The sequence below is a fragment of the Terrabacter sp. NPDC000476 genome (assembly GCF_040300125.1).
Classification (GTDB): Bacteria; Actinomycetota; Actinomycetes; order Actinomycetales; family Dermatophilaceae; genus Terrabacter.
Genome location: NZ_JBEPDF010000003.1, coordinates 408,969 through 431,841 on the forward strand (window position 1 = coordinate 408,969; position 22,873 = coordinate 431,841).

A 22,873-nucleotide genomic window follows, 5' to 3' on the forward strand; every position below is an offset into this window, starting at 1 on the left:
TTCCGCATGCAGCGGGCACCTCAGGCATACGCCCCCGGGGTGCCCGCGGGAGTGGTGGCGTCGTCGTCGGAGGCGTCGGCGCCGGTGGCCGGCGACGGACCGGGGCCGGAGCCCCCGGAGCCCCCGGAGCCCGGCAGGGCGGGGCGGATCCGGTGCAGCAGCACGGCCCAGCGGCCCTGCGCGCCGCGGGCCTGGCCGCCGACCTCGGCGGGCGCCACCTCGCTGCCCGGGCGGGTCACGGCCATGGTGGCCGCGACCGCGACCGGGCCGACCCCCTCGCCGCGGCGCCGGTCGGGCGCCGGGCTGTCGAGCTCACCGAAGAGGCGCAGGGCGGCGCACACGCTCGGCAGCAGGGCGGCCGCCACCCGGGCGTAGCCCACCGGGCTGGGGTGGAAGCGGTCCTTGCTGAACATCACGTGCGGCTCGGCGGCGAAGGCCTCGCTCAGCAGGTCGCCGATCGACACGGCCCGGCCGCCGGCCTCGACGACCGCGACCGTCTGCGCGGCCGCGAGGTCGCGCGACCAGCGCCGCGCGAGCAGCCGCAGCGGCTGCGGCACCGGCTCGAGGGCGCCGAGGTCGGGGCACGTGCCGACGACGACCTCGGCGCCGGCCGCCCGCAGCCGGCGGACCGCCTCCGCGAGGTGGCGCACGGCCACGGAGGTGTCGATGCGGTGGGTGACGTCGTTGGCGCCGATGAGCACGAGGGCGACGTCGGGCTCGGTGACGGCCTCGAGGGCGCGGTCGACCTGCTCGCCGAGGGCCGTCGACTCGGCGCCGATGACCGCGACGTTCGTCAGCTCCACCGGGCGCCCGCTGAAGGCCGCGACGCCGCTCGCCACCGTCGCGCCGATCGTCTCGTGCGGGTGGTCGGCGCCCATGCCGGCCCCGGTCGAGTCGCCGAGCACGACGAGGCGCACCGGTCGGCCGTGCCCCGTGCCGTAACGGCCGGCGTCGTCGGGCGCACCCTCGAAGTGCTGCCCGACGATGCGGCGGGTCATCACCGCCTCGACCCGGAGCAGTCCGTAGCCGAGGCCACCCAGCACGCCGAGCCCGGCCACGCCCACACCACCGCCGTAGGCCGCGGCCTGCGCGATCCTGCGCGCGCGTCGTGCACGCCCCATGCGGGCTCCCCTTCCGCCGAGATGAAACCGCGTCCACCACGGTAACGCCCCGGCTCGTCGGTCCGTGCCCGGTTCGGCCCTGTCTGCACGCTCCGGACGGGGCGCTCGCCGCACCGCGTGTCTCGCACGGTGGGACGGTCCTCCTAGGATGGGCGCGTGAAGTATGCAGAGAACGTCGCCGACCTCGTCGGCAACACGCCCCTGGTCAAGCTCGGCTCCGTCGTCGCGGACGCGGGGGTGAAGTGCACCGTGCTGGCGAAGGTCGAGTACTTCAACCCGGGCGGCTCCGTCAAGGACCGCATCGCCCTGCGCATGGTCGAGGCCGCCGAGCGCGACGGGCTGCTCAAGCCGGGTGGCACCATCGTCGAGCCGACGAGCGGCAACACCGGCGTCGGCCTCGCCCTCGTGGCCCAGCGCCGCGGCTACCACTGCGTGTTCGTCTGCCCCGACAAGGTGAGCCAGGACAAGCGCGACGTGCTCAAGGCGTACGGCGCCGAGGTCGTCGTCTGCCCGACCGCCGTCGAGCCCGAGCACCCCGACTCCTACTACTCCGTCTCGGACCGCCTCGTGCGCGAGATCGACGGGGCGTGGAAGCCGAACCAGTACTACAACCCCGAGGGCCCGAACAGCCACTACCTGACGACCGGCCCGGAGATCTGGCGCGACACCGACGGGCGCGTCACGCACTTCGTCACCGGCGCGGGCACGGGCGGCACGATCAGCGGCACCGGCCGCTACCTCAAGGAGGTCAGCGACGGCGCCGTGCGCATCATCGCGGCCGACCCCGAGGGCTCCGTCTACTCCGGCGGCACGGGACGGCCCTACCTCGTCGAGGGCGTCGGTGAGGACTTCTGGCCCGGCGCCTACGACCCCTCGGTCGTCGACGACGTCATCGCCGTCAGCGACGCGGACTCCTTCGAGATGACGCGCCGGCTCGCGCGCGAGGAGGGCCTGCTCGTCGGCGGTTCGTGCGGCATGGCCGTCGTGGCGGCCCTGCGCGCGGCGAGGGACCTGCCCGAGGACGCCGTTCTCGTCGTGCTCCTGCCCGACTCCGGCCGCGGCTACATGAGCAAGATCTTCAACGACGAGTGGATGCACTCCTACGGCTTCCTCAACGACCACACGGAGACGACGGTCGGCGAGGTGCTGCGGAGCAAGACCGGCGACATGCCGGCGCTCGTGCACACGCACCCCAACGAGACGATCCGCGACGCGGTCCAGATCCTGCGCGAGTACGGCGTCTCGCAGATGCCCGTCGTCAAGGCGGAGCCGCCCGTCATGTCCGGCGAGGTCGCCGGCGCCGTGAGCGAGCGGGCCCTGCTGGCAGCCCTGTTCACCGGTCAGGCCCACCTGGCCGACCCGGTCGACAAGCACATGGAGGCGGGCCTGCCGCTCGTGGGTGCCGGGTCGCCGGTGTCCGCGGCCCGCAAGGAGCTCGAGGAGTCCGATGCCATCCTCGTCGTCGAGGACGGCAAGCCCGTCGGCGTCCTGACGCGCGCCGACCTGCTCGGCTTCCTCGCCGACTGACCGCCGCCGGGCCTCGCCCGAACCAGGTATGCCGCTGGGCTCGCTTCGAGGAGAGGCGAGCCCAGCGGCATACCTGCGACGGTGACGGTGGCTCAGCCTTGTTGGTCGGCCTTGGCCTGGGCCTTCTTGGCCTGCTTGAACTCCCGCACCTTGAGCAGTGAGTCCCCGTCGACGACATCGGCGACCGAGCGGTAGCCGTCCTGGGCGTAGTCGCCGGCAGCCGCCTCCCAGCCCTCGGGACGGACGCCGAGCTGCTTGGCGAGGAGGGCGACGAAGATCTGCGCCTTCTGCTTGCCGAAGCCCGGCAGCTCCTGCACGCGCTTGAGCAGCTCCTTGCCGGTCGTGGCCTCGGTCCAGAGCCGCGTGACGTCACCGTCGTAGCGGCTCTCGACGAGCGCGGCGAGCTCCTGCAGCCGGGCGGCCATGGAGCCGGGGAAGCGGTGGATCGCCGGCGGCGTGCTCGCCATCGCCTTGAACTCGTCGGGGTCGGCGCCGGCGATGGCGGCGGGGTCGAGCGTGCCGAAGCGGCTCAGCACCTTGTGGCCGCCCCTGAAGGCGTGCTCCATGCCGTACTGCTGGTCGAGCATCATGCCGACGACGACGGCGAAGGGGTGCTCGTCGAGGACGCGGTCGGCAGCGGGGTCACCTGCGATCTGGAAGCCCATGCCGGCATGCTCTCACGCGCGCGGCGCGGCCGGCCGTCACGCGTCGTCGGCGTCGACCCACGTCGACGGCCCCGGCCCCAGGCGACCGCGCCCCGACGTCACGGCGGCCACGGTGGCCGTCACCGCGCCCGCGCTGCCGGGGGCCGTCGCGACGTGGAGGCGGATGCCGTCGGCGCCGTACTCGACGGCCGTCACCCCGGTGGTGGGCAGGCCGCGCAGGGCGTGCTCGAGTCGCGGCCCGGTCGCGTGGTCGACGTCGACGACGATCCCCTCGCGCCGCTCGCGGGCCAGCACCCGGGCGTCGTCGAGGGCGAGCGACACGGCATCGGCGTAGGCGCGGATGAGCCCGCCGGTGCCGAGGAGCGTGCCGCCGAACCACCGGCAGACGACGGCGGCGACGTCGGTGAGGTCGCGGCCGCGCAGGACCTCGAGCATTGGCGCGCCTGCGGTGCCGGAGGGTTCGCCGTCGTCGTTGGAGCGCTGCGTCGCGCCGTCGGCACCGACGACGAAGGCCGTGCAGTGGTGTCGGGCGTCGCGGTGGTCGGCCCGCACGTCGGCGACGAACGCCCGTGCCTCCTCCTCGGAGCTCACGGGGGCCAGCTCGCACCGGAAGCGCGACCGCTTGACCTCGAGCTCCGCGGCAGCCGGGGAGGCGAGGGTGAGGTAGCGCAGGGGCTGGGTCACCGGGGCCATCTCTCCTCGGACGTGACGCGGACCTCTCGAGTATGCCCCGGCCGGTGCGCGCGTCGACCGGCCGGCTGCGAGACTGCTGCCATGCACGTCGTCGCGGTGGCCCTCGGTGGCGCGCTCGGCACCCTGCTGCGCCTCGTCCTCACGAGCGGGAGCTCCGGTGGCGCGGAGTGGGACCCACGGATCAGCGTCGTCAACGTCGCCGGTGCCTTCCTGCTCGGGGTGCTCGCCCGGCTGCCGGTGCGCCCGCGGCTGCGCTCGCTCCTCGGCCCGGGCTTCCTCGGTGCCTTCACCTCGTTCTCGGCGCTCAGCATCGCGCTCGTCGACGGCTCGGCCGCGACCGCCGTCGCCCTCGGGCTCGCGGTGAGCCTCGGGCTCGGCGTGGTGGCCGCCGCCCTCGGCTACTGGCTCGGCGGGCTCGTCGCACCGGACGAGGAGGCGGGCGCGTGAACGGCACGCCGTGGTGGGGGTGGGTGCTCGCGGTCGCGGCAGGTGCTGCCGGTGCCCTGCTGCGCACGTGGCTCGTCGCCGCGCTCCCGCGGCGCCCGCTCCCGCTCGGGGTGCTCACCGCGAACGTCGCGGCCTCGGTGGTCGGCGGCGCCGTCGTGGCGGCCCGCGGCGACCTCGGGCCCACGTGGACGCTCGTGCTCGTCGGCGGCACGTGCGGCGGCCTCTCGACCCTGTCGACCCTCGCGGCCGACACCGTCGAGCTGTGGCGCGAGGAGCGGAGGAGCGGTGCCCTCGGCAACCTGCTCGCCAACCTCGTGCTCGGCCTCGCCGGCGCCTGGCTGGGCTGGTGGGCGCTCAGCTGAGGTAGCGCTCGACGACGATGTCGACGAGCTCCTCCGGTGCGGGCCCGTCGGGCAGCAGCAGCGGCGGCGTGACGACGTCCGCCCCGCACCGGGTGGCGCGGTCGGCGAAGAAGCCGGGTGCGAGCAGGTAGGTGGCGACGACGACGCGTCGCCCGCGGACCCGCACCGCCGCGACGGCCTCCTCCAACCGTGGCTGGGCCGCCGAGAGGAAGGCCGCCGTGACGGCACGCCCGAGCAGGCCGCCGAGGGCGTCGGCGACCCGGACGCAGTCGGCGACGGCGGAGGGCTGCGAGGAACCGGCGGCGGCGAGCACGACGACGTCGTCGGCGCGCAGCCCGGCCGCCTCGAGGCGGCGACGCAGCAGCTGGGCCAGGCGGTCGTCGGGTCCGAGGGCCGGGGCCAGCGTGGCCCCGGGCACGGGCGTCACGGCCTCGGTGAGATCGACGAAGACGTGGTAGCCCGCCGAGAGCAGCAACGGCACGACGCGGGCCCCGCGACCGGCGGGGATCGACCCGAGCACGCTCGCCGGGTCCGGTGGCTGCACGTCGACGAAGGCGGCCCGCACCGTGAGGTCGGGCCGGCGTGCCGCGACGGCGGCCACGAGCCGCCCGATCGCCGCCCGGCCGCGGGGTGAGGACGTGCCGTGCGCGGCGGCCACGAGCACGGGCTCCTGCGCCGCGGCGGGCTCGCGGCTCATCGGGCGTCCGCGTCGGCGAGGATGTCGGGCGCGTGCGCCACGATCCACAGCATGAGGGGCACCATGAGCCCGGCCAGCTCGACGCCGCGGGCGGTGAGGGAGTACTCCACGTGCGGCGGTACGACCGGTTTGGCGTCCCGGTGCACGAGCCCGTCGGCCTCGAGGGTGCGCAGGGTCTGCGCCAGCATCTTCTCGCTGACGCCCTCGGCCCGTCGGCGCAGCTCGCTCCAGCGCAACGGCTCGCCCTCCGACAGGGCGAGGAGCACGAGCGTGCCCCACTTGCTCGTCACGTGGTCGAGGACGACCCGGCTCGGGCACCCCGCGGCGAAGACCGCGTCGGGGAACCAGTCGCGCAGCGTGGCACTTCCCATCATGTCAGTACCTTACTTCAAAGTGGGTACTAACTCCCGGGAAGTGCCGCGGCCGAGGGCGTGTTGAGGGGGAACCAGACCCTCCCCGAAAGGATCCGTCATGACCCTCCTCGTCACCGGCGCCGGCGGCCACCTCGGTCGCCTCGTCGTCGAGTCCCTGCTCGAGCGCGGCACCCCGGCGCGCGACGTCGTCGCCACGGCCCGCACCCCGGAGGCCGTCGCCGACCTCGCGGCGCGCGGCGTCCAGGTCCGCCGCGCCGACTACGACGAGCCCGCCTCGCTCGATGCCGCGTTCGCCGGCGTCGATCGGCTGCTCCTCGTCTCGGGCAGCGAGGTCGGCCGGCGGGTGGCCCAGCACCGCAACGTCGTCGAGGCCGCCGGTCGGGCGGGTGTCGGCCTCGTGGCCTACACGAGCATCACCCGGGCCGACCGCTCCACCCTCGTGCTGGCCGAGGAGCACCGAGCCACCGAGCAGCTGCTCGCCGCCTCCGGCCTGCCGCACGTCTTCCTGCGCAACTCCTGGTACCTCGAGAACTACACGGCCCAGGTGCCGACCGTCCTCGAGCACGGAGCCGTGATCGGTTCGGCGGGAACGGGCCGGGTGAGTGCGGCCACGCGGGCCGACTACGCCGCGGCCGCCGCTGTCGTGCTCGCCCAGCCCGACCCGGCGCGCACCGTCTACGAGCTCGGGGGCGACACCGCGTTCACGCTCGGCGAGCTGGCCGAGACCCTGGGCCGGGTCGCCGGGCGGGAGATCGCCTACCGGGACCTCTCCGCCGACGACCACACCGCCGCGCTGGTTGCCGCCGGCGTGCCGGAGCCGTATGCCGCCGTGCTCGCCGACGGCGACCGCGGGCTTTCCGAGGGGGAGCTGTTCACCGACGCCCGCGACCTGTCCACGCTCATCGGGCGCCCCACGACGACGCTCGAGCAGGCCCTGCGCTCCGCCTGAGGAACCGCGGCGAGGTCGTGCCCGGGCGCCGCGTAGGCTCGCGGGCATGACCTCGGCTGCGGATCAGGACCGCCTCAACACCCTGGCCGTGGGCACGGCCGGGCCCCGGATCGCCTTCCTGCACGGCCTCTTCGGCCAGGGCCGCAACTGGACCCAGATGGCCAAGGCCGTGAGCGGGTCCGAGGGCGCCGACGCCCGGTGCCTCCTCGTCGACCTGCCCGACCACGGCCGGTCGCCGTGGTCCGACGGGTTCTCGCTCGACGGCTACGCCGACGCCGTGGCCGCCACGCTGCGGGCGGCCGGGGGCCCGGACCGGTGGACCGTCGTCGGGCACTCGCTCGGCGGCAAGGTGGCCATGGTGCTGGCGCTGCGCCACCCCGAGCTCGTCGACCGGCTCGTCGTCGTCGACATCGCGCCGAAGGGCTACGGCTCGCTCGAGCGGTTCGAGGGCTACATCCGCGAGATGCAGGCCCTCCCGCTCGGAGAGCTGACGAGCCGTAGCGACGCCGAGGCCCGGTTCGCCGAGCCCGACCGCGGCGTCAAGGCCTTCCTCCTGCAGAACCTCCGCCGCGACGGGGCGTCGTGGCGGTGGCAGGTCAACCTCGACCTCGTCGCGGGCGACGCCGCCCGTGGCGCCGGGTCGCGCATCGCGGGCTGGCCCGACGACCTCGACGCGCTGCCGGCCTACGACGGACCGGTGCTGTGGGTCGCGGGCGGCGACTCGCCGTACATCCAGCGCGACGACGCCGAGCGCATGCGACGGCACTTCCCGCGCACCCGCCTCTTCACGATCAAGGGCGCCGGGCACTGGGTGCACACCGACGCGCCGGAGATCGTCGTGACCGCCCTGCGTCGCTTCGTCACGGCCCCCGACTGACCGCATACGGCCCCGGCCGCGGACGACGCGGCAGGTGGTCAGAGGAGGCGGCGGCCCATAGCCCAGGCCGTCAGCTCGTGCCGCGAGCTGAGCTGCAGCTTGCGCAGCACCGAGCTGACGTGGGTCTCGACGGTCTTGACGGAGATGAACAGCTCCTTCGCGACCTCCTTGTACTGGTAGCCGCGGGCGATGAGCCGCATCACCTCGCGCTCGCGCGCCGAGAGCCGGTCGAGCTCCTCGTCGATCTCGGCCACCTCGCCGGCGGCCGCCCCGAACGCGTCGAGGACGAAGCCGGCGAGGCGGGGGCTGAAGACGGCGTCGCCGTCGGCGACCCGCCCGATGGCCGTGAGCAGCTCCTCGGCGTTGATCGTCTTCGTGACGTAGCCGCGGGCCCCGGCCCGGATGACGGCGATGACGTCCTCGGCGGCGTCGGAGACCGACAGCGCGAGGAAGCGCACCGGGACCCCGGCGCGTGACTGCACGCCCGCGCACGCCCGGATGACGTCGGCGCCGCCGTGCCCGTCCCCGCCCGGCAGGTGGACGTCGAGCAGCACGACGTCGGGCTGCTCCGCCGTGATCACCGACGTCGCCGACTCCACGGCCCCGGCCTCGCCGACGATCTCGAGCCGGAAGGCGGCCGGCCGCGCTCCGCCGTCGAGCGACGACAGCTCGGCGCGCACGCCGGTGCGGAACATGTGGTGGTCGTCGACGAGGACGATGCGGATGGTCCGCGGGTCGGTCATGAAGGTTGCTCCTGCGCGTGCGTGGGCGGGGTGGACGAGGTGGACGAGCTGGTCGGGTCGCCGGGCGCGGCCGGGTCGGGGCCGGGCACCTGCCCGACGGGCAGGCGCAGCTCGACCTCGGTGCCGTCGGCGCGGCGGCGGATCCGGGCGCTGCCGCCGTGGCGCTCCATGCGCCCGATGATCGACTCGCGCACGCCGGCGCGGTCGTCGGGCACGGTGTCGAGGTCGAAGCCGGTGCCGTGGTCGCGCACGAACGCCTCGACGGCGTCCGGGCCGACCTCGACGTAGGCGCTGACGGGCGGCGCCGCGTGGCGCACGGCGTTCCACGTCGCCTCGCGCACCGCCTTGACGAGGGCGTCGAGGTGCTCGTCCATGGGCCGGTCGCCCGTGACGACGAGCTGGACCGGCACGCCGTGGAGGTCCTCGACCTCGCCCATGGCGGCCGTCAGCGCGGCCGTCAGGGTGCCGGCGCGCGCGTCCTCGTCGTAGAGGTAGCTGCGCAGCTGGCGCTCCTGGGCACGGGCGAGCCGGGCCACGGTCGCGGAGTCGGTCGACTGGCGCTGGATGAGGGCGAGCGTCTGCAGCACCGAGTCGTGCAGGTGCGCCGCGATGTCGGCGCGCTCGGTGGCCCGGATGCGGGCGGCCTGCTCGAGCCGCAGGTTGCTCCACAGCCGCAGGATCCACGGCGCCGAGAGCACGGCGACGCCGACGAGGGCGGCGAGCACCGCACCGGCCACCTGCCACAGCTCGGTGAGGTCGGTGCCCCGCACGAGCAGGCCGACGAGTCCGAGGATCGTCAGGCCGAGACCGACGACGAGCCACACCCACCGCACCGGCCGCCGGGCGCCGATCGCGTCGGTCTCGTCGAGCTGCGACCAGAAGAAGATGGCGCCGATGACGATGGCGACGAGGGGCAGCACGAGCTCGGCGTGCACGTCGAGACCCGCCCCGCCGAGCCACAGCGCGCCCGCGACGGCGAGCGCGGCCACCCCGAGCAGCGTCAGCACGACGGCCTGGTTGCCGCTGCGCAGCCACGTGCGCAGGCTCGCGAGGTCCACGGCGGGAGTCGCCCTCGCGGCGGACCCGCCCCCCGGGCTCGTGGTCGGGCTCGTCGTCGGGTTCGTGGCTGCCCCCGCTGCGGCTGCCGCCGGCGGGGAGGTCACGGCTCCCGGGAGGTTGTCGACCTGGCGCATCGTGGCCCAGAGGAACACGTAGACCGCGAGGCCCGCGCCGAAGGGGATCGTCGTGAGCACCAGGGCGATCCGCACGGCGAGCACCGGCACACCGAGGTGCAGGGCCAGCCCGGTGGCGACCCCCGCGACGACCTTGCCGTCGCGTCGACGGGCGAGCGGCGGCCGCGGCGTCGTGCGCCAGCTCATGGCGGGCGGCAGCGGTGGCGAGCTCGGGTGCGACGGCGCCGGGACGGCGGGGGCGGGGGTCGCGCGACCGGCGGGCCCCTGGGGGTCCACGGGGTCCACGGGGTCCGCGCCGCTCTCGTATGCCGTCTGCACCATCCCATCCTCGCCCACGCGGGTGCGTGGCGGCGACCCTCGAGGCCACCTTTGGGGGTCGCGTCAGGGTGCGCTCAGGGTCGACCCTCATGGCTGGCGACCGTTCGCGGGGGCCACGCTGGGGCCATGACGAAAAGCACTGGCGCCCCGCCGCAGGGGCGCGGCCTCGACGGCTTCTACGCCGCCCTGCGCAAGCCGGGGATCATACGCCGCTCCGACGGTCGCTGGTTCGCCGGTGTCGCCGCGGGCACGGCCCGCTGGCTCGGGGTCGACCCGCTCGTCGTGCGTGCGGGCTTCATCCTCTTCTCCCTCTTCTTCGGCATGGGCCTCGCCCTCTACCTCGTGCTGTGGCTGCTCATGCCCGACGAGGGCGGCGAGATCCACGTCGAGCGCGCGCTGAAGCACGGCGAGGGCAGCTCGATCTTCCTGCTCGTCGTCACGGCCATCGCGGTGAGCGGCGGCGGCCCGTGGTGGGGCGGCGACTCGCGCGGCTTCCGCTTCTTCGGCTTCGCGCTCCTCGTCGTGGGGGCCTGGTGGTTCCTCACCCGCACCGGAACGGGTCGCGAGCTGATGGCACAGGCGCCCTGGCGCGACCGCAGCGGCAGTCCGAGCCCGTCCGAGGGCGTGGCCGGCACCACCCAGGCGACCCCGGGTGGGTCGACCCCGCCGGTGGGCGACGGCACGGCGACGCCCGGGGGAGCAGGCGCATACGGCAACGGGCCCTACGGCTCGACGGGGAACGCGGCGGCGAACGCCGGCGCCTCCCTCGGCGCCCCGCGGACGCCCGCGCCGACCGTCGTGCGCGAACGCACGCCGTCGCTCGGCTTCGCCGGCTCCCTGCTCGCGCTGGGTCTCGCCATCGTCACCGGTGTCGCCCTCATGTCGGTGGCCCAGGCCGCCGACTGGCGGGGCAACGCCCTCGCCGTCGGGGTCGCCTCCGGCGTCGGCGTGCTCGGCCTGGTGATCCTCGTCGCAGGCATCGCCGGGCGTCGCTCGGGTGGACTGCACTTCTTCGTGGTGACGGGCCTCTTCGTGGCCGCCGTGGCGACGGCCGCCCCGGCGGGGCTGACACAGCCCTGGCAGGCCGGCGAGCGCACCTTCACCGTGACCTCGCTGACGCCGCCGCCCGACCTCGAGCTCGGCCTCGGCCAGATGAAGGTCGACCTGACGAAGGCCGGCTACGCCGCGACGCCGCAGACCGACACCGTGACGGCCACCGTCGGCGTCGGGCAGCTCGACCTCGTGGTGCCGGAGGGCGTGCGGGTCACGGTGCACGCCAAGGGCCGCGCCGGCGACCTGGACGCGAAGGGCACGACGGACGGTGACGTGACCGTCTCGTCGGGCGACGGCGGACGCACCGGGATGGGCGGCATGCGCGAGAGCGGCCTCGGCTGGGAGCGCACCCTCACCTACGGCCCGCAGACCGGTCAGGAGCAGATCGTCGTCGACGCGGAGGTCGGCATCGGCCAGATCACCGTCACCCCCGCCAGGGCGAGCCGATGAGCGCCACGACCGACCCGCAGGGCACCGACCCGCGCGGTACCGACCCCCACGGCACCGACCCGCACGGCACCGACGTGCATGCCGACCTCGACCATCCCAATCCCCCGGAGGCGACCGCGATGAACCAGCACACCCCGGACGAGACGCCCGACCTGACGTTCAGCGACCCGACCGCGGACCCGACGCCCGCGCCCTCCGCCGCGAACGACCCGACGGCATCCGTGCCGACGAACGCGGGCGACACGGCGGCGATCCCGTCGGGCGCGACGCGGACGATGCCCGCGGCGGGCCCCGCCCCGACGACGCCGTTCCGCGTGGAGTCGCACGCGCCGGTGCCCGACGACGCGGTCGTGCCGGGCAGCGACCTGCCGCACCTGCCCCCGCCCGGCACGACCCGTCCCGACCCGGCCTGGGCGCCCCCGGCGCCCCCGGCGCCCCCGGCGGCCCCGACCCCCGCCCCGCGCCCGGTGCTCGTCACCGTGCGCAGGGGCCCGCGGCCCGGCGCGATCATGTTCGGCCTGCTGACGATGCTCGTCGCGGCCTACCTCGTCGTCGGCAACGTGACGGACGCCGACCTCAGCCTCGACCAGGTGGGTCCCTCGATGATCGGTGCCTTCGGCGGGGTGCTGCTCCTCGTCGGCCTCGCCGGCGTCGTGGCGGGGCGGCTGCGCCGCTGACCGACCCGGTGGGGCGCTCGCCGGCCGACCCCGCCGACCCGTGGCAGAGGCGGCGGGGGGCCGAGCGGGCGCCCCGGGTCGTGACTAGGCTCGAACGCACGATCGCCGGTCCGGTCCGGCGCCCGATGTGGGGAGAGAGAGCGTGGTCATGCAGTCCGGCATCAACCTCGAGGCCTTCGACCGGTCGGCCCGTCCGCAGGACGACCTGTTCCGGTTCGTCAACGGCACGTGGCTCGACACGACGCAGATCCCGGGGGACCGGTCCCGCTTCGGCACCTTCGACATCCTCCGCGAGGAGTCGACGTCGCGCGTGCGCGACCTCATCGAGGAGGCGGCCGCGGCCCACGACGCGGTGGGCGGCAGCCCGCAGCGCCAGGTCGGGGACCTCTACGCGAGCTTCATGCGGACCGAGCGCATCGAGGAGCTCGGCCTGACGCCGCTGCAGGCGGCGCTCTCGCAGGTCGCCGCCGTGACCGACGTCGAGTCGCTCGGGGCGACGTTCGGCCGCCTCGAGCGTGACGGCGTCGGCGGCCCGCTGCGGCACTTCGTCTCGCCCGACGAGCGGTCGCCGGAGGACTACGTCGTCTACCTCGAGCAGGGCGGGCTGGGCCTGCCCGACGAGTCGTACTACCGCGAGGAGAAGTATGCCGCGATCCGCACGGCCTACGTCGCGCACATCGAGCGCCTGCTCGACCTCGCGGCCATCCCCGACGCCGCCGACAAGGCCGCGCGCACGATGTCGCTCGAGACGCGCCTCGCGTCGTCGCACTGGGACACGGTGACGAACCGCGACGCGATCAAGACGTACAACCCGCACTCCCTCGAGGAGGCGAAGGCGCTTGCGCCCCAGTTCCCCTGGGACGCATGGATCTCCGGCCTGCAGGCGCCGGAAGGTGCGTTCGGGAAGGTCGTCGTGCGCCAGCCGAGCTTCGTCAGCGCCCTCGGCGCCGAGCTCGAGGGCGCGCACCTCGAGGACTGGCGTGCCTGGCTCACCTTCCACGTGCTGTCGGAGTTCGCGGCACTGCTGCCGCAGGCCCTCGTCGACGAGGACTTCGACTTCTTCGGCCGCACCCTCTCCGGTCAGCCGGAGAACAAGGAGCGGTGGAAGCGCGGGGTCGCCGTCGTCGAGTCGTGCGTGGGCGAGGCCGTCGGACAGCTGTATGCCGATCGCTGGTTCCCGCCGGCGGCCAAGGAGCGCATGCAGCAGCTCGTCGCCAACCTCGTCGAGGCCTTCCGCCGATCGTTCGCGTCGCTCGAGTGGATGGGCCCCGACACCCGGGCCCAGGCCATCGACAAGCTCGCCGCCTTCACGCCGAAGATCGGCTACCCCGACGTCTGGCGCGACTACTCCTCGATCGAGATCGACGCGGACGACCTCGTCGGGAACGTCTGCAGGAGTGCGGCCTTCGAGGTCGACCGCAACCTCGCCAAGATCGGCGGGCCGATCGACCGCACCGAGTGGTTCATGCTGCCCCAGACGGTCAACGCGTACTACATGCCGACGATGAACGAGATCGTGTTCCCGGCTGCGATCCTCCAGCCGCCGTTCTTCGACCTCGAGGCCGACGACGCGGTCAACTATGGCGGCATCGGGGCGGTCATCGGCCACGAGCTGGGGCACGGCTTCGACGACCAGGGCTCGCGCTACGACGGCACCGGTGCCCTGCGCGACTGGTGGACCGAGCAGGACCGGTCGCGTTTCGACGCGCTGGCCCAGCAGCTCATCGAGCAGTTCAGCGCCTACACGCCCGCCGGTCTCTCCGAGGACCACAAGGTCAACGGCGGGCTCACCGTCGGCGAGAACATCGGCGACCTCGGGGGGCTGCAGATCGGCTACTCCGCCTACCGCATCGCCTGCGAGGAGCACGGCATGCCCGAGCTCGACGGCTTCACGGGTCCGCAGCGCTTCTTCATCGGGTGGGCCCAGGTGTGGCGGGGCAAGGCGCGCGAGGCCGAGGCGATCCGCCTGCTCGCCGTCGACCCCCACTCACCGCAGGACGTGCGCGGCAATGCCGTGCGCAACCTCTCCGAGTTCCACGAGGCCTTCGACGTGCATCCCGGCGACCGCATGTGGCTTGACCCCGACCAGCGGGTGCGCATCTTCTGAGCGCGGCACGCCACCGACGACCGACCCCGTGGGCGACGCCCGCGGGGTCGGTCCGGGTCAGTCGTCGAGCGGCAGCTTGAACCCGACGTGCGAGGCGACGAAGCCGAGCCGCTCGTAGAAGCGGCGGGCGTCGGTGCGGCTCGCGTCGCTCGTCAGCTGCACGAGGCCGGCCCCCAGTCGACGCGACTCCTGCACGGCCCACGTGACGAGCTCGGTCCCGAGGCCCGAGCCGCGCTCGTCCCGAGCCACGCGGACGCCCTCGATCACGGTCCGGGTCGTGCCGCGTCGCGAGAGTCCCGGGACGACGCTGAGCTGGAGCGTGCCGACGACGGCCCCCTCACGCTCGGCGACGACGAGGTGCTGCGCCGGGTCCGCGGCGACGCGGTCGTAGGCGGCGTCGTACGTCGCCGTGTCAGCCGGGTCCTCCCGGGCCGCGCCGAGCGGGTCGTCGGCGAGCATCGCGACGATCGCGGGCACGTCGTCGCGCGTGGCGCGACGGATCGCCCACCCGCTCACGCCTGCTCGGCCGTGCGCTTCAGCTGGGCGAGGCCCCTCTCGAAGTCGGGACCGACGAGCTTCTCCATCGACCAGACCTTGCTCATCAGGCGCATGACGACGTTCTGCGGGCCGGTCATCGTCCACTCCACGTGCGTCTGCCCGCCCTCGGGCGTGAGGGTGAGGTCGACGCGGTTGTGGGCCTTCATCGGAGCCGCGAAGAGCAGGTCGACGGCGACGTGGTGCGGCTCGGACTCGAGGATCTCCATCCGGCCCTGGCCCGCCTTGCTGTTGCCGCGCCAGGCGTAGACGGCCCCGACGCCGCTCGGGGCTCCGGTGTAGGTGCGCTCCATCGCGGGGTCGAGGCCCTCCCAGGGCGACCAGGCCTGCCACTCGCGGAAGTCGTCGATCAGCGCGTGGATGCGCTCCGGCGTCGCCGAGATGGTCGTCGTCCGGCTGATGTGGAAGCTCTTGTCGGCCATGGCGCGATCCTCCCACGGCGAGCGAGGTCCGCGCCGGTCGTCTCCGCCCCCGCCTGCAGGTCGACGTCAGCCGGCGCGGACGAGCTCGGCCAGCACGGCCGCCGCCCGCCGGGCGCCGTCGAGCTCCACCTCCCGGTGGCGCACGTCGTGCCCCAGCTCCTCGACGAGGGCGGCGGCCAGCCGGTCGGGGTCGGCCTCCTCCCACGTCAGGCAGCGCCCCGCGCCGTAGGTGTCGAGGCGGTGGCGCACGTGGACGTTCTGCTCGAAGTGGTGGCGCAGCGGGACGTAGACGAACGGCCGCCGTGCCGCCGCCAGCTCCATCGTCGTGGTCAGCCCACCCTGGACGAGCGCCACGTCCGCGGCGGCCAGCAGCCGTGGGAGGTCGCGCACAAACCCCCGCACCGTGAGTCCGGGCACCCGCGGCACCGACCCGGGCGCGATCCTGGGACCGGTGACGAGGATGGTGCGGAGCCCGCCGACGTGCCGGCGGGCGAGGACGTGCGCCTCCACCGCGCGACGCAGCAGCGCCGTCCCGACGGCCGACCCGCCGACGGCGACGACGCATGCCGTGTCGTCCGGTGCGATGCCGAACTCCGTTCGCCACAAGTCTCTTTCGGCGGCAGAGGGAGGACGGACGTCGGTGATGTAGCCGGTGTAGTCGTAGTGGGCCCCCACCCAGTCGCGCACCCTCGGCAGACCCGGCCCGAAGGTGGTGTCGACGACGTCGTCGGGGTTGCCCACGAAGAGGGAGCGGTCGCGCACACCGGGCAGCCGTTCGACGTGCTCGATCATCTCCGCGTTGTAGTCGGCGGTCAGCTCGGCTTCGCGGGCCGAGCTCGCCGCGTCCTCGCGCGGCATCGGCACCCAGCCCACGAAGTCGGTGAGCCACGCGTAGGGGGCCCGCTTGAGGCGCGGGTTCTCGTGGAGGAAGTGGTCGACCTCCCAGGCCTCGTCGCCGGTCCAGAGGTCGTAGGTCTCGCCTGCGACGAGGTCGCTGAAGACCATGAAGTTGTGGACGAGGATCTCGTCCATGTCGCGGATCGCCGCGAAGGCGTCGAGGTCGTGCTCACCGGCGACCGACTCGAGGTGCGACGTCTCGTTGGCCAGCCAGCGTGAGGCGGGGTGCACGCGCTCGCCGTGCGCCTCGAGGAACGTCGTGACGGGCGACTGCGACAGCCAGTCCACCTCGAGCCCGGGCACGCGCTCGCGCAGCGCCCTCACGACGGCCAGGTCTCGCCGCGCGTGCCCGAGCCCGATGGGGGAGGACAGATACAGGGCGCGGGGTGCTCGGCGAGCCCGACGGACGGCCGGCACCCCCACCCGCACGTCCGACACCCGATCGGACGTCGGGTCGGGCTTCGGGTCGACGGCTTCCTGCGCCGTCGATGGTGCGAGCACGCCCGTGTCGGTGAGGAACTCGCGGATGAGCTGGTTGACGACGACGGGCTGCCGCGCCATCGGCAGGTGACCGCTCCCCGGCACCAGCACGCGCCGGCCCCGCGTCAGCTCGGCGAGCCGGACCGCCCGGCCCTCGGGCTGGCAGCGGTCGTCGTCGCCGTGGATCACGAGCACGGGGCACCGGACGCTTCCGATCAGCTGCAGCGTCTCCTCGAGGGTGCTGGTCGCCGGTGGCCTTGCCTTCCAAGCGATCTGGGCCTCCACGTCGGCACCGAGACCCCACTCGACGAAGTCGTCGCGCTGCTTCGTCGAGTGCGGCTCGGGCAGCACCTGGCCGGCGAAGAAGTCGAGGAAGCCGCGGTAGTCGCGACGCCAGTACCACGCCGTGTCCTTGGCCCAGCCCTCGTCCGTCCCGGGCACCTCGTCGAACGCGTGGCGGGCCCGGGCCGGGTGGGGGTCGGTGACGTGCGGCACCTGTGGCGCGACGGCCACGAGGGCCTCGACGCGGTCGGGGTGCTCGGCGGCGACCACGAGGCTCCACCAGGCGCTCGAGCAGAGCCCGACGAGGGCTGCCGAGCGGATGCCGAGGTGGTCCATCACGGCAAGCGTGTCCCCGGCATACGCCCGGTCGGCGTAGGCGGCCGGGTCGCGCGGCCGGTCGGACCGCCCGTTGCCGCGGGGGTCGATGGTCACGACGGTGGCGAGGCGCGAGAGGTAGGGCACCTGCGCCTTCCACGCCCGGCTGTGGACCACCGGCGACATCGGCGCGAAGACGACGGCGGGCGAGCGTGGGGTGGGGGCGTCGCCGAACACCTCGTACGCCACGGCGACGCCCTCGCGGACGACGGTGCCCTCGAGCAGCGGGGATCGGGCTCTCATCGCACTCCTCGGTCCTCGCCCCTTTGTCAGGGTCGCGCCTCGTAGACGTGGTTGAAGGGCGTCTCAGCCGCCCGCCGGAAGCGGGTGAAGCCCGCATCGGTGACGACACGACGGATCGCGGCCTCGCCGGCCTGAGCCCCGAGCGCGTAGCCGCCGGGCTGCGAGACGGCGTTGGGCACGCAGAGGAACGTCGAGAAGTTGTAGTAGACACGGCCCACGGGGTTGAGGTTTCCGGCCACGGTGTCGCCGGCCGCGGGCTCGACGATGAGCCAGCTGCCGTCGGACGCGAGCGCGGACCGGATGTGTCTGGCGGCCGCGACCGGGTCACCCATGTCGTGGAGGCAGTCGAACGTCGTCACGAGGTCGTAGCCCGTGCCCGAGAACGAGTCGGCCCGCGCGACCTCGAAGGTCGTCCGCTCGGTGACCCCCGCGTCCGCGGCCCGCTTGCGCGCCAGCTTGATCGAGCCGCCGTGGTAGTCGGAGGCGCTGACCTGGCTGCTCGGATAGGCCTGCGCCATGAGCACCGACGAGGCACCCAGCCCGCAGCCGATGTCGGCGATGCGTGCCCCGGTGCGGAGCTTCTCCTCCACACCGTCGAGCGCCGGGATCCACGCCGTCGTCAGGTTGCCGACGTAGCCCGGCTTGAAGAAGAGCTCGCAGCCGGTGAAGACGTCGTCGTCGTGCTCGTGCCAGCCCATGCCGGCCCCGGTGCGGAAGGCCTCGGTGATCCGCGGCACCGACCGCAGCGACCCCAGGGCGAGCACGAACGCGCCGGGCACGTAGAGCGGCCCGTCCGGGTCGGTGAGGGCGAAGGCCTGCTCCTCCGTGAGGTGGTAGCGGTCGGCGTCGGCGTCGTACTCGACGTAGCCGCCTGCCGCCTGCCCGCGGGCCCACTCGGTGACGTAGCGGGCGTGAGTCCCCGTGCGCTCGGCGAGCTCCTCGGCCGTGGCCGGGCCCTCGGCCAGCGCCGCGTAGAGGCCGAGCTCGTGGCCGACGACGACGTTGCCCGCCGCGACCGTCGCGCCGAGGTCGCCGGCGAAGCGGTTGACGAAAGCGCCCAGCTTGTCCATGTCCAGAGCCATGGGAGGTCCTCCTCGAGATCGTGCGGCGCCCCTCCGGCGCCCCGTGCGGACCACGGTCCTCACCCACGTTGCAGGTCTGTTGCAGCCGGCGGTGGGCCCGCGCCGGTGAGCACCTCGTGGGCGAGCCGGGCGAGTGCCGGCCACCCCTCGCGCGCGGCCGCGACGGCGAACGGCTCGAGCAGGTGCGCCGCCCGTGCGGCCTCGCCGGCCTCGACCCGGGCCCGGGCGAGGCACAGGTAAGCGTCGGCACCCAGCAGCCAGGCGCGCCCCGGCTCGGGCCGCAGCCCGTCGACGAGGACAGCAGCCGCCGCGCGATCGGAGGCGGAGCCGGTGGCTAGGGCGAGCGGTCCGAGGAGCCGCAGCCGGAAGGCCTCGTCGCCGATCGCGGGGCCCGACGGCCGCAGCGGCTCGAGGAGTCGTCGGGCCTCGGCGCGATGCCCCGCGGTGAGCAGGTGCGCCGCCTGCAGTCCCGCTGCGGCGCTGAGCCACCAGCGGTGGCGGCCGTGTGCCTCCGCGAGCTCGACGGCACGGGCCCCGGTCGTGAGAGCGGTCGGTAGGTCGCCGGCGAGCCGGTGGAGCCAGCCGACGTGCGCCAGGTGCCAGCTCTCGATGGCGACGAAGCCACTGCGACGGTTGATCTCGAGCGCCTCGGTCATGAGGCCGAGGGCCGTCGGGTAGTCCTCGGCCGCGAGCGGTACGAAGGAGGACTCGAAGACCGTCCACTGCAGCGACCAGAGGTCGCCCCTGCGGCGCTGCAGCGGCTCCAGGTCGCGCGTCACGGCGCCGAGGCCAGAGACGACGCCCTGGTAGGCGAGCAGGTTCTTGCGGGCGTCGAGAGCGTTGACGATCGCGAAGGGGTCGTGCGAGGCCTCCGCCGCCGCCTCGGCCCGCTCCACGTGGCGCGCAGCCGCCACGAAGTCGAGTCGCGCGCCGCAGAGCACGGTGAGCCGGGCGAGGGCATCGGCCTCGGCACCCCGGTCGCCGAGGCGGCGGGCGATCTCCAGCATGCGGTGCAGGGGGTCACGGATCTCGTCGAGCGATCCGGCCACCGCGACGAGCACGTCACCGCTCGCCGCACGCAGGGCGGTCATCTCGAGGCGCAGGTCGCCCGACGACCGCCCTGCCTCGCCGGCCGCCACGAAGTCGGCGTGGGACCGCTCGTAGTCCGAGCGAGCCTCCCGGCCGTGGCCGCGGACGAGCAGGGCGCGGCCACGCAGCTCTGCGTCGTCGATCTGCGAGGCGGCCCTGAGGGCACGGTCGGCGAGGCCCTCCGCGTCCCGTGCGGCGAAACGCTCGAGCGCGGCCTCGGCCGCGAGCAACCAGGACAGGCAGGCGCGGCGCCACTGCCCCGCTGCGGCCGCGTGGGCCGCGGACGCCTCGGGCTGGTCGACGAGCAGGTCGGCCGCGATCCGGTGCTGCGCGGCCCGTGACGCGTCGGGGATGGCGTCGTGGACGGCGTCGCGCACGAGGTCGTTGGCGAACTCGTAGATCCCGCCCCTGTCGCTGAGCAGGCCTGCGGCGAGGGCCTGCTCGCACGACGACAGGGTCGTTGCGGGCGTCTCACCGGACAGACGGGCGACCACGAGCGGGTCGAAAGCCGTGCCGAGCACCGCCGCCGACCGCAGCACCGAGCCCACGGCCGGGCCGCACCGTTCGACGCGGCGCAGCACCGAGTCGGCCAGGCTGCGCGGGCGTCCCGGTTCGCCCGCCGCCAGGTCGCGCAGCACCTCGACGACGTAGAGGGCCAGGCCGCCGGTCCACCCGGCGATCTCCTCGGCACGGTCGCCGAAGCCGGCCCGGTCGGCCAGGACGCGCACGGCCGGGCCGTCGAGCGGGCCGAGCGGAAGGGTCGTGGCGACGTCGGAGAGCAGGCGCACGGCGGAGGCCCCCTCGGCGGGCCGCACGGTGGCGACGACGAGCAGCGGCCCCGACGCGGCGCGGTGCAGGTAGTGCAGGGCCTCGACCGTGAGGTCGCCCGCCTCGTGGAGGTCGTCGACGAGCAGCAGCACCGGCCGGTCGCGGGCAAGGACGGTCAGGAACGACGACACGCCGAAGAGCAGCTCCTGCCGCTCGAGGTCGGGGGCGCGGCGCCCCGGACCACCCGCGCGGCCGCCCGCACCGGTGCTGCCCGCGCCGGCGCCGCCCGCCGCCGGCCACGAGAAGGTCGCCGTGCGCAGCACGGGGAGCAGGCGGTGCAGCGCGTCGCCGGCGCCGGCCGCGGCCGTGCGGACGAGCTCCGGGGGCAGCGACACGACCGCCGACCCGAGCGCCTCGGCCAGGGGCTGGAGCGGCAGCGAGCGTTCGGCCGCATAGCACCGGGCGGCGAGCACGAGCCCGCCCGTCGAGTCGGCGAGGTCGGCGAGCGAGCTGGCGAGGCTCGTCTTGCCGACCCCGGCCTCGCCGGTCACGAGCACGATCGCCCCGTGGCCGGCGGCGGTCCGGCCCCAGACGCGGCGGAGCCGTTCCGTCTCGAGGTCCCGCCCGACGAGCTCGACCGGTTCCGGTCGACGACGTGCCCCTGCGCCCGGCTGCCACGTGCGCCGCGGGGTGGCCCGTCGCGCGTCGGGTCGGGCGAGAGGTCGGGCGTCCGGCCCCGCTCCCCGTCCGGCCCGCGTCGGCGAGCCGGAGTCGTGGGCCAGCACGGCCGCATGGAGCTCGGCGGTCGCGTGGCTCGGGTCCGTGCCGAGCTCGTCGCGCAGGGTCCGGCGTAGGTCGGCGAAGACCCGCAGGGCCGCAGCCGGGTCGCCGGAGTCGGCGAGGGCGTGCATCAGCAGCCGCGCGGCCTCCTCGTCGAGCGGGTCGTCGGCGAACGCGAGTCGCGCCGGCCCGACGGCCGCCGCCGGCCGCCCGAGGTCGAGCTCGCACCGTCCCACCCCGAGACGGGCCCTGCGGAGCAGGCGAGCCTGCTCCGCTCGCGCGGAGTCGTCGCGCCCGTCGTCGGGGGGTGTCTGCGCCAGAAGGGATTCCGCACGACGGCTGCACGCGAGTGCGAGCGACGGCTCGCCGTCCGACGCGCGCGCGGAGGCCTCGTCGAGGAGCCGTCGCGCGTCGTGCAGGTCGACCGCGACGTCGGGGCCGAGGCGGTAGCCGCCGGCATCGCCCACGACCGCCTCGCGGCCGATGGAGGCGCGCAGTCGGCTCACGAGCGAGGCGAGCACGCGGTCGGCACGCACGGGCGGGGCCGGCCCCCAGAGCGCGTCGACCAGTGCGTCCGCCCCGACCCGGTGACGCTCGTCGCAGGCGAGGCGGACGAGCAGCCGGCGGGCCATGCGGCTGCCGATCGCCGGACCGGCCAGCTCGTGACCGGCGACGTGCACCCGCAACGCGCCGAGCACCTCGACGCGCACCGCACCAGACCGTCCGGAGGGGGCAGCGGGACCGGACGGGCCAGGACGCGGGGCGCGGGGCGCCATGGTGACCATTGTCCGCCCGTCGCCGGCCGTGGACAGGCCGTCGCCCGGGACCGAGGTCCCGGGCTACGGTGGAGGAGGGGCGGGGGCGGGGCCGTCAGGCCCGCGGGTCAGGCGGGCGGGGCGATGTCCTGCTGCGCGGGCAGCTGGTCCTGGCGCACGATGCCGACGGGGCACGTCATGCCGTTCGGTCCGTGGTTGCAGTAGCCACCGGGGTTCTTGTGCAGGTAGCCCTGGTGGTAGTCCTCGGCGAGGTAGAACGGGCCCGCGTCGTCCGCGGAACGGATCTCGGTCGAGATCTGCCCGAAGCCGTTGTCGTCGAGCACCTTCTGGAACGCCTCCCTGGTGGCCTCGGCGGCGAGCCGCTGCCCCTCGGTGGTCCAGTAGATGGCCGAGCGGTAGGCCGTGCCGATGTCGTTGCCCTGGCGGTTCGCCGTCGTCGGGTCGTGGTTCTCCCAGAAGGCCTTGAGCAGCAGCTCGGGAGAGGTCTTCTCGGGGTCGTAGACGACGCGGACGGTCTCGGCGTGCCCGGTCATGCCGGTGCACGTCTCCTCGTACGTCGGGTTGGGCGTGTAACCGCCCATGTAGCCGGCCGCCGTCGAGATGACGCCGTCCTGGCGCCAGAAGATGCGCTCCACACCCCAGAAGCAGCCCATCGCCACGTAGAGCACCTCGGAGCCGTCCGGCCACGGTCCCTCGAGCGGGGTGCCGAGCACGACGTGCGTGGGGTCGACAGCATACGGCCGCTCGGGGCGCCCCGAGAGCGCGTCCTCACGGCTGGGCATCTGGGACTTCCTACCGAAACCGAACACCATGCGAGTGTCACATCCTTGTTGCCGGGAGCGTCGTACGCCCCTGTAACGCTCGTGGCCGC

The 22,873-nt window shown here is 74.6% G+C and carries 21 protein-coding genes; 8 read left to right on the top strand and 13 right to left on the bottom strand.

Annotated elements, in window-relative coordinates; genetic code table 11:
- Positions 1-20 precede the first annotated feature (20 nt).
- Positions 21-1,121 (bottom strand): SGNH/GDSL hydrolase family protein, encoded by a 1,101-nt coding sequence (locus ABT295_RS17885; protein ID WP_352395745.1) that lies wholly within the window; start codon positions 1,119-1,121, stop codon positions 21-23.
- A 156-nt stretch (positions 1,122-1,277) separates the two neighbouring features.
- Between ABT295_RS17885 and ABT295_RS17890 the strand changes: the two genes are divergently transcribed.
- A complete protein-coding gene (locus ABT295_RS17890) occupies positions 1,278-2,648 on the top strand; it encodes a cystathionine beta-synthase (protein WP_352395746.1) in 1,371 nt (456 codons plus the stop codon).
- 92 nt (positions 2,649-2,740) lie between these two features.
- Here the strand turns inward: ABT295_RS17890 and ABT295_RS17895 are convergent, their stop codons facing one another.
- Together ABT295_RS17895 and ABT295_RS17900 are read right to left on the bottom strand one after the other, a co-directional pair.
- A complete protein-coding gene (locus ABT295_RS17895) occupies positions 2,741-3,313 on the bottom strand; it encodes an HhH-GPD-type base excision DNA repair protein (RefSeq protein ID WP_352395747.1) in 573 nt (190 codons plus the stop codon).
- Positions 3,314-3,349: 36 nt separating this feature from the next.
- Positions 3,350-4,006 carry an IMPACT family protein gene (locus ABT295_RS17900; RefSeq protein ID WP_352395748.1) on the bottom strand — a complete coding sequence of 219 codons (657 nt, stop codon included), beginning with the start codon at positions 4,004-4,006 and terminating at the stop codon, positions 3,350-3,352.
- 81 nt (positions 4,007-4,087) lie between these two features.
- Between ABT295_RS17900 and ABT295_RS17905 the strand changes: the two genes are divergently transcribed.
- Together ABT295_RS17905 and ABT295_RS17910 are read left to right on the top strand one after the other, a co-directional pair.
- Complete coding sequence (locus tag ABT295_RS17905) at positions 4,088-4,453, top strand: fluoride efflux transporter FluC (RefSeq protein WP_352395749.1); 366 nt, start codon at positions 4,088-4,090, stop codon at positions 4,451-4,453.
- Positions 4,450-4,815 carry a FluC/FEX family fluoride channel gene (locus ABT295_RS17910; RefSeq protein WP_352395750.1) on the top strand — a complete coding sequence of 122 codons (366 nt, stop codon included), beginning with the start codon at positions 4,450-4,452 and terminating at the stop codon, positions 4,813-4,815. Before ABT295_RS17905 ends, ABT295_RS17910 begins: the two co-directional genes overlap by 4 nt.
- Here the strand turns inward: ABT295_RS17910 and ABT295_RS17915 are convergent.
- The gene (locus ABT295_RS17915) at positions 4,808-5,512 is read right to left on the bottom strand and encodes a sirohydrochlorin chelatase (RefSeq protein WP_352395751.1); all 705 of its coding nucleotides are present in this window, start codon (positions 5,510-5,512) and stop codon (positions 4,808-4,810) included. The two genes, ABT295_RS17910 and ABT295_RS17915, sit on opposite strands and share 8 nt — an antisense overlap.
- A complete protein-coding gene (locus tag ABT295_RS17920; protein WP_352395752.1) occupies positions 5,509-5,886 on the bottom strand; it encodes a winged helix-turn-helix transcriptional regulator in 378 nt (125 codons plus the stop codon). Before ABT295_RS17920 ends, ABT295_RS17915 begins: the two co-directional genes overlap by 4 nt.
- Before the next feature lie 97 nt (positions 5,887-5,983).
- Between ABT295_RS17920 and ABT295_RS17925 the strand changes: the two genes are divergently transcribed.
- Together ABT295_RS17925 and ABT295_RS17930 are read left to right on the top strand one after the other, a co-directional pair.
- On the top strand, positions 5,984-6,835 hold the full coding sequence (locus tag ABT295_RS17925; RefSeq protein ID WP_352395753.1) for an SDR family oxidoreductase: 852 nt from the start codon (positions 5,984-5,986) through the stop codon (positions 6,833-6,835).
- A 46-nt stretch (positions 6,836-6,881) separates the two neighbouring features.
- Positions 6,882-7,712, top strand: coding sequence for an alpha/beta fold hydrolase (locus ABT295_RS17930; protein WP_352395754.1), 831 nt, complete (start codon positions 6,882-6,884; stop codon positions 7,710-7,712).
- Between the two features lie 38 nt (positions 7,713-7,750).
- Here ABT295_RS17930 and ABT295_RS17935 read toward each other — a convergent pair whose 3' ends face one another.
- Together ABT295_RS17935 and ABT295_RS17940 are read right to left on the bottom strand one after the other, a co-directional pair.
- Entirely contained in the window at positions 7,751-8,455 is a 705-nt protein-coding gene (locus tag ABT295_RS17935) for a LuxR C-terminal-related transcriptional regulator (protein WP_352395755.1), read from the bottom strand.
- On the bottom strand, positions 8,452-9,966 hold the full coding sequence (locus tag ABT295_RS17940; RefSeq protein WP_352395756.1) for an ATP-binding protein: 1,515 nt from the start codon (positions 9,964-9,966) through the stop codon (positions 8,452-8,454). Before ABT295_RS17940 ends, ABT295_RS17935 begins: the two co-directional genes overlap by 4 nt.
- Positions 9,967-10,092: 126 nt before the next feature.
- On the opposite strand from ABT295_RS17940, the gene ABT295_RS17945 reads away from it, so the two are divergent.
- The 3 genes from ABT295_RS17945 to ABT295_RS17955 all read left to right on the top strand — a co-directional run bounded on the left by ABT295_RS17945 (position 10,093) and on the right by ABT295_RS17955 (position 14,253).
- The gene (locus ABT295_RS17945; RefSeq protein WP_352395757.1) at positions 10,093-11,469 is read left to right on the top strand and encodes a PspC domain-containing protein; all 1,377 of its coding nucleotides are present in this window, start codon (positions 10,093-10,095) and stop codon (positions 11,467-11,469) included.
- A complete protein-coding gene (locus ABT295_RS17950; RefSeq protein WP_352395758.1) occupies positions 11,466-12,146 on the top strand; it encodes a hypothetical protein in 681 nt (226 codons plus the stop codon). The genes ABT295_RS17945 and ABT295_RS17950 overlap by 4 nt, the downstream gene beginning before the upstream one ends.
- A gap of 148 nt (positions 12,147-12,294) precedes the next feature.
- Complete coding sequence (locus ABT295_RS17955; protein WP_352395946.1) at positions 12,295-14,253, top strand: M13 family metallopeptidase; 1,959 nt, start codon at positions 12,295-12,297, stop codon at positions 14,251-14,253.
- A 57-nt stretch (positions 14,254-14,310) separates the two neighbouring features.
- Here the strand turns inward: ABT295_RS17955 and ABT295_RS17960 are convergent, their stop codons facing one another.
- The 6 genes from ABT295_RS17960 to msrA form a co-directional block, all read right to left on the bottom strand.
- Complete coding sequence (locus tag ABT295_RS17960) at positions 14,311-14,769, bottom strand: GNAT family N-acetyltransferase (protein ID WP_352395759.1); 459 nt, start codon at positions 14,767-14,769, stop codon at positions 14,311-14,313.
- Entirely contained in the window at positions 14,766-15,230 is a 465-nt protein-coding gene (locus ABT295_RS17965; protein ID WP_352395760.1) for an SRPBCC family protein, read from the bottom strand. Before ABT295_RS17965 ends, ABT295_RS17960 begins: the two co-directional genes overlap by 4 nt.
- A gap of 66 nt (positions 15,231-15,296) precedes the next feature.
- Entirely contained in the window at positions 15,297-17,507 is a 2,211-nt protein-coding gene (locus ABT295_RS17970; protein ID WP_352395761.1) for an alpha/beta hydrolase, read from the bottom strand.
- A gap of 26 nt (positions 17,508-17,533) precedes the next feature.
- Positions 17,534-18,589: a class I SAM-dependent methyltransferase gene (locus ABT295_RS17975; RefSeq protein ID WP_352395762.1), complete on the bottom strand. Its 1,056-nt coding sequence runs from the start codon at positions 18,587-18,589 to the stop codon at positions 17,534-17,536.
- Between the two features lie 59 nt (positions 18,590-18,648).
- Positions 18,649-21,936, bottom strand: a complete 3,288-nt coding sequence (locus ABT295_RS17980) for an ATP-binding protein (RefSeq protein WP_352395763.1) — start codon at positions 21,934-21,936, stop codon at positions 18,649-18,651.
- A gap of 173 nt (positions 21,937-22,109) precedes the next feature.
- Positions 22,110-22,784 (bottom strand): peptide-methionine (S)-S-oxide reductase MsrA, encoded by a 675-nt coding sequence (msrA, locus tag ABT295_RS17985; protein WP_352395764.1) that lies wholly within the window; start codon positions 22,782-22,784, stop codon positions 22,110-22,112.
- Positions 22,785-22,873 lie beyond the last annotated feature (89 nt).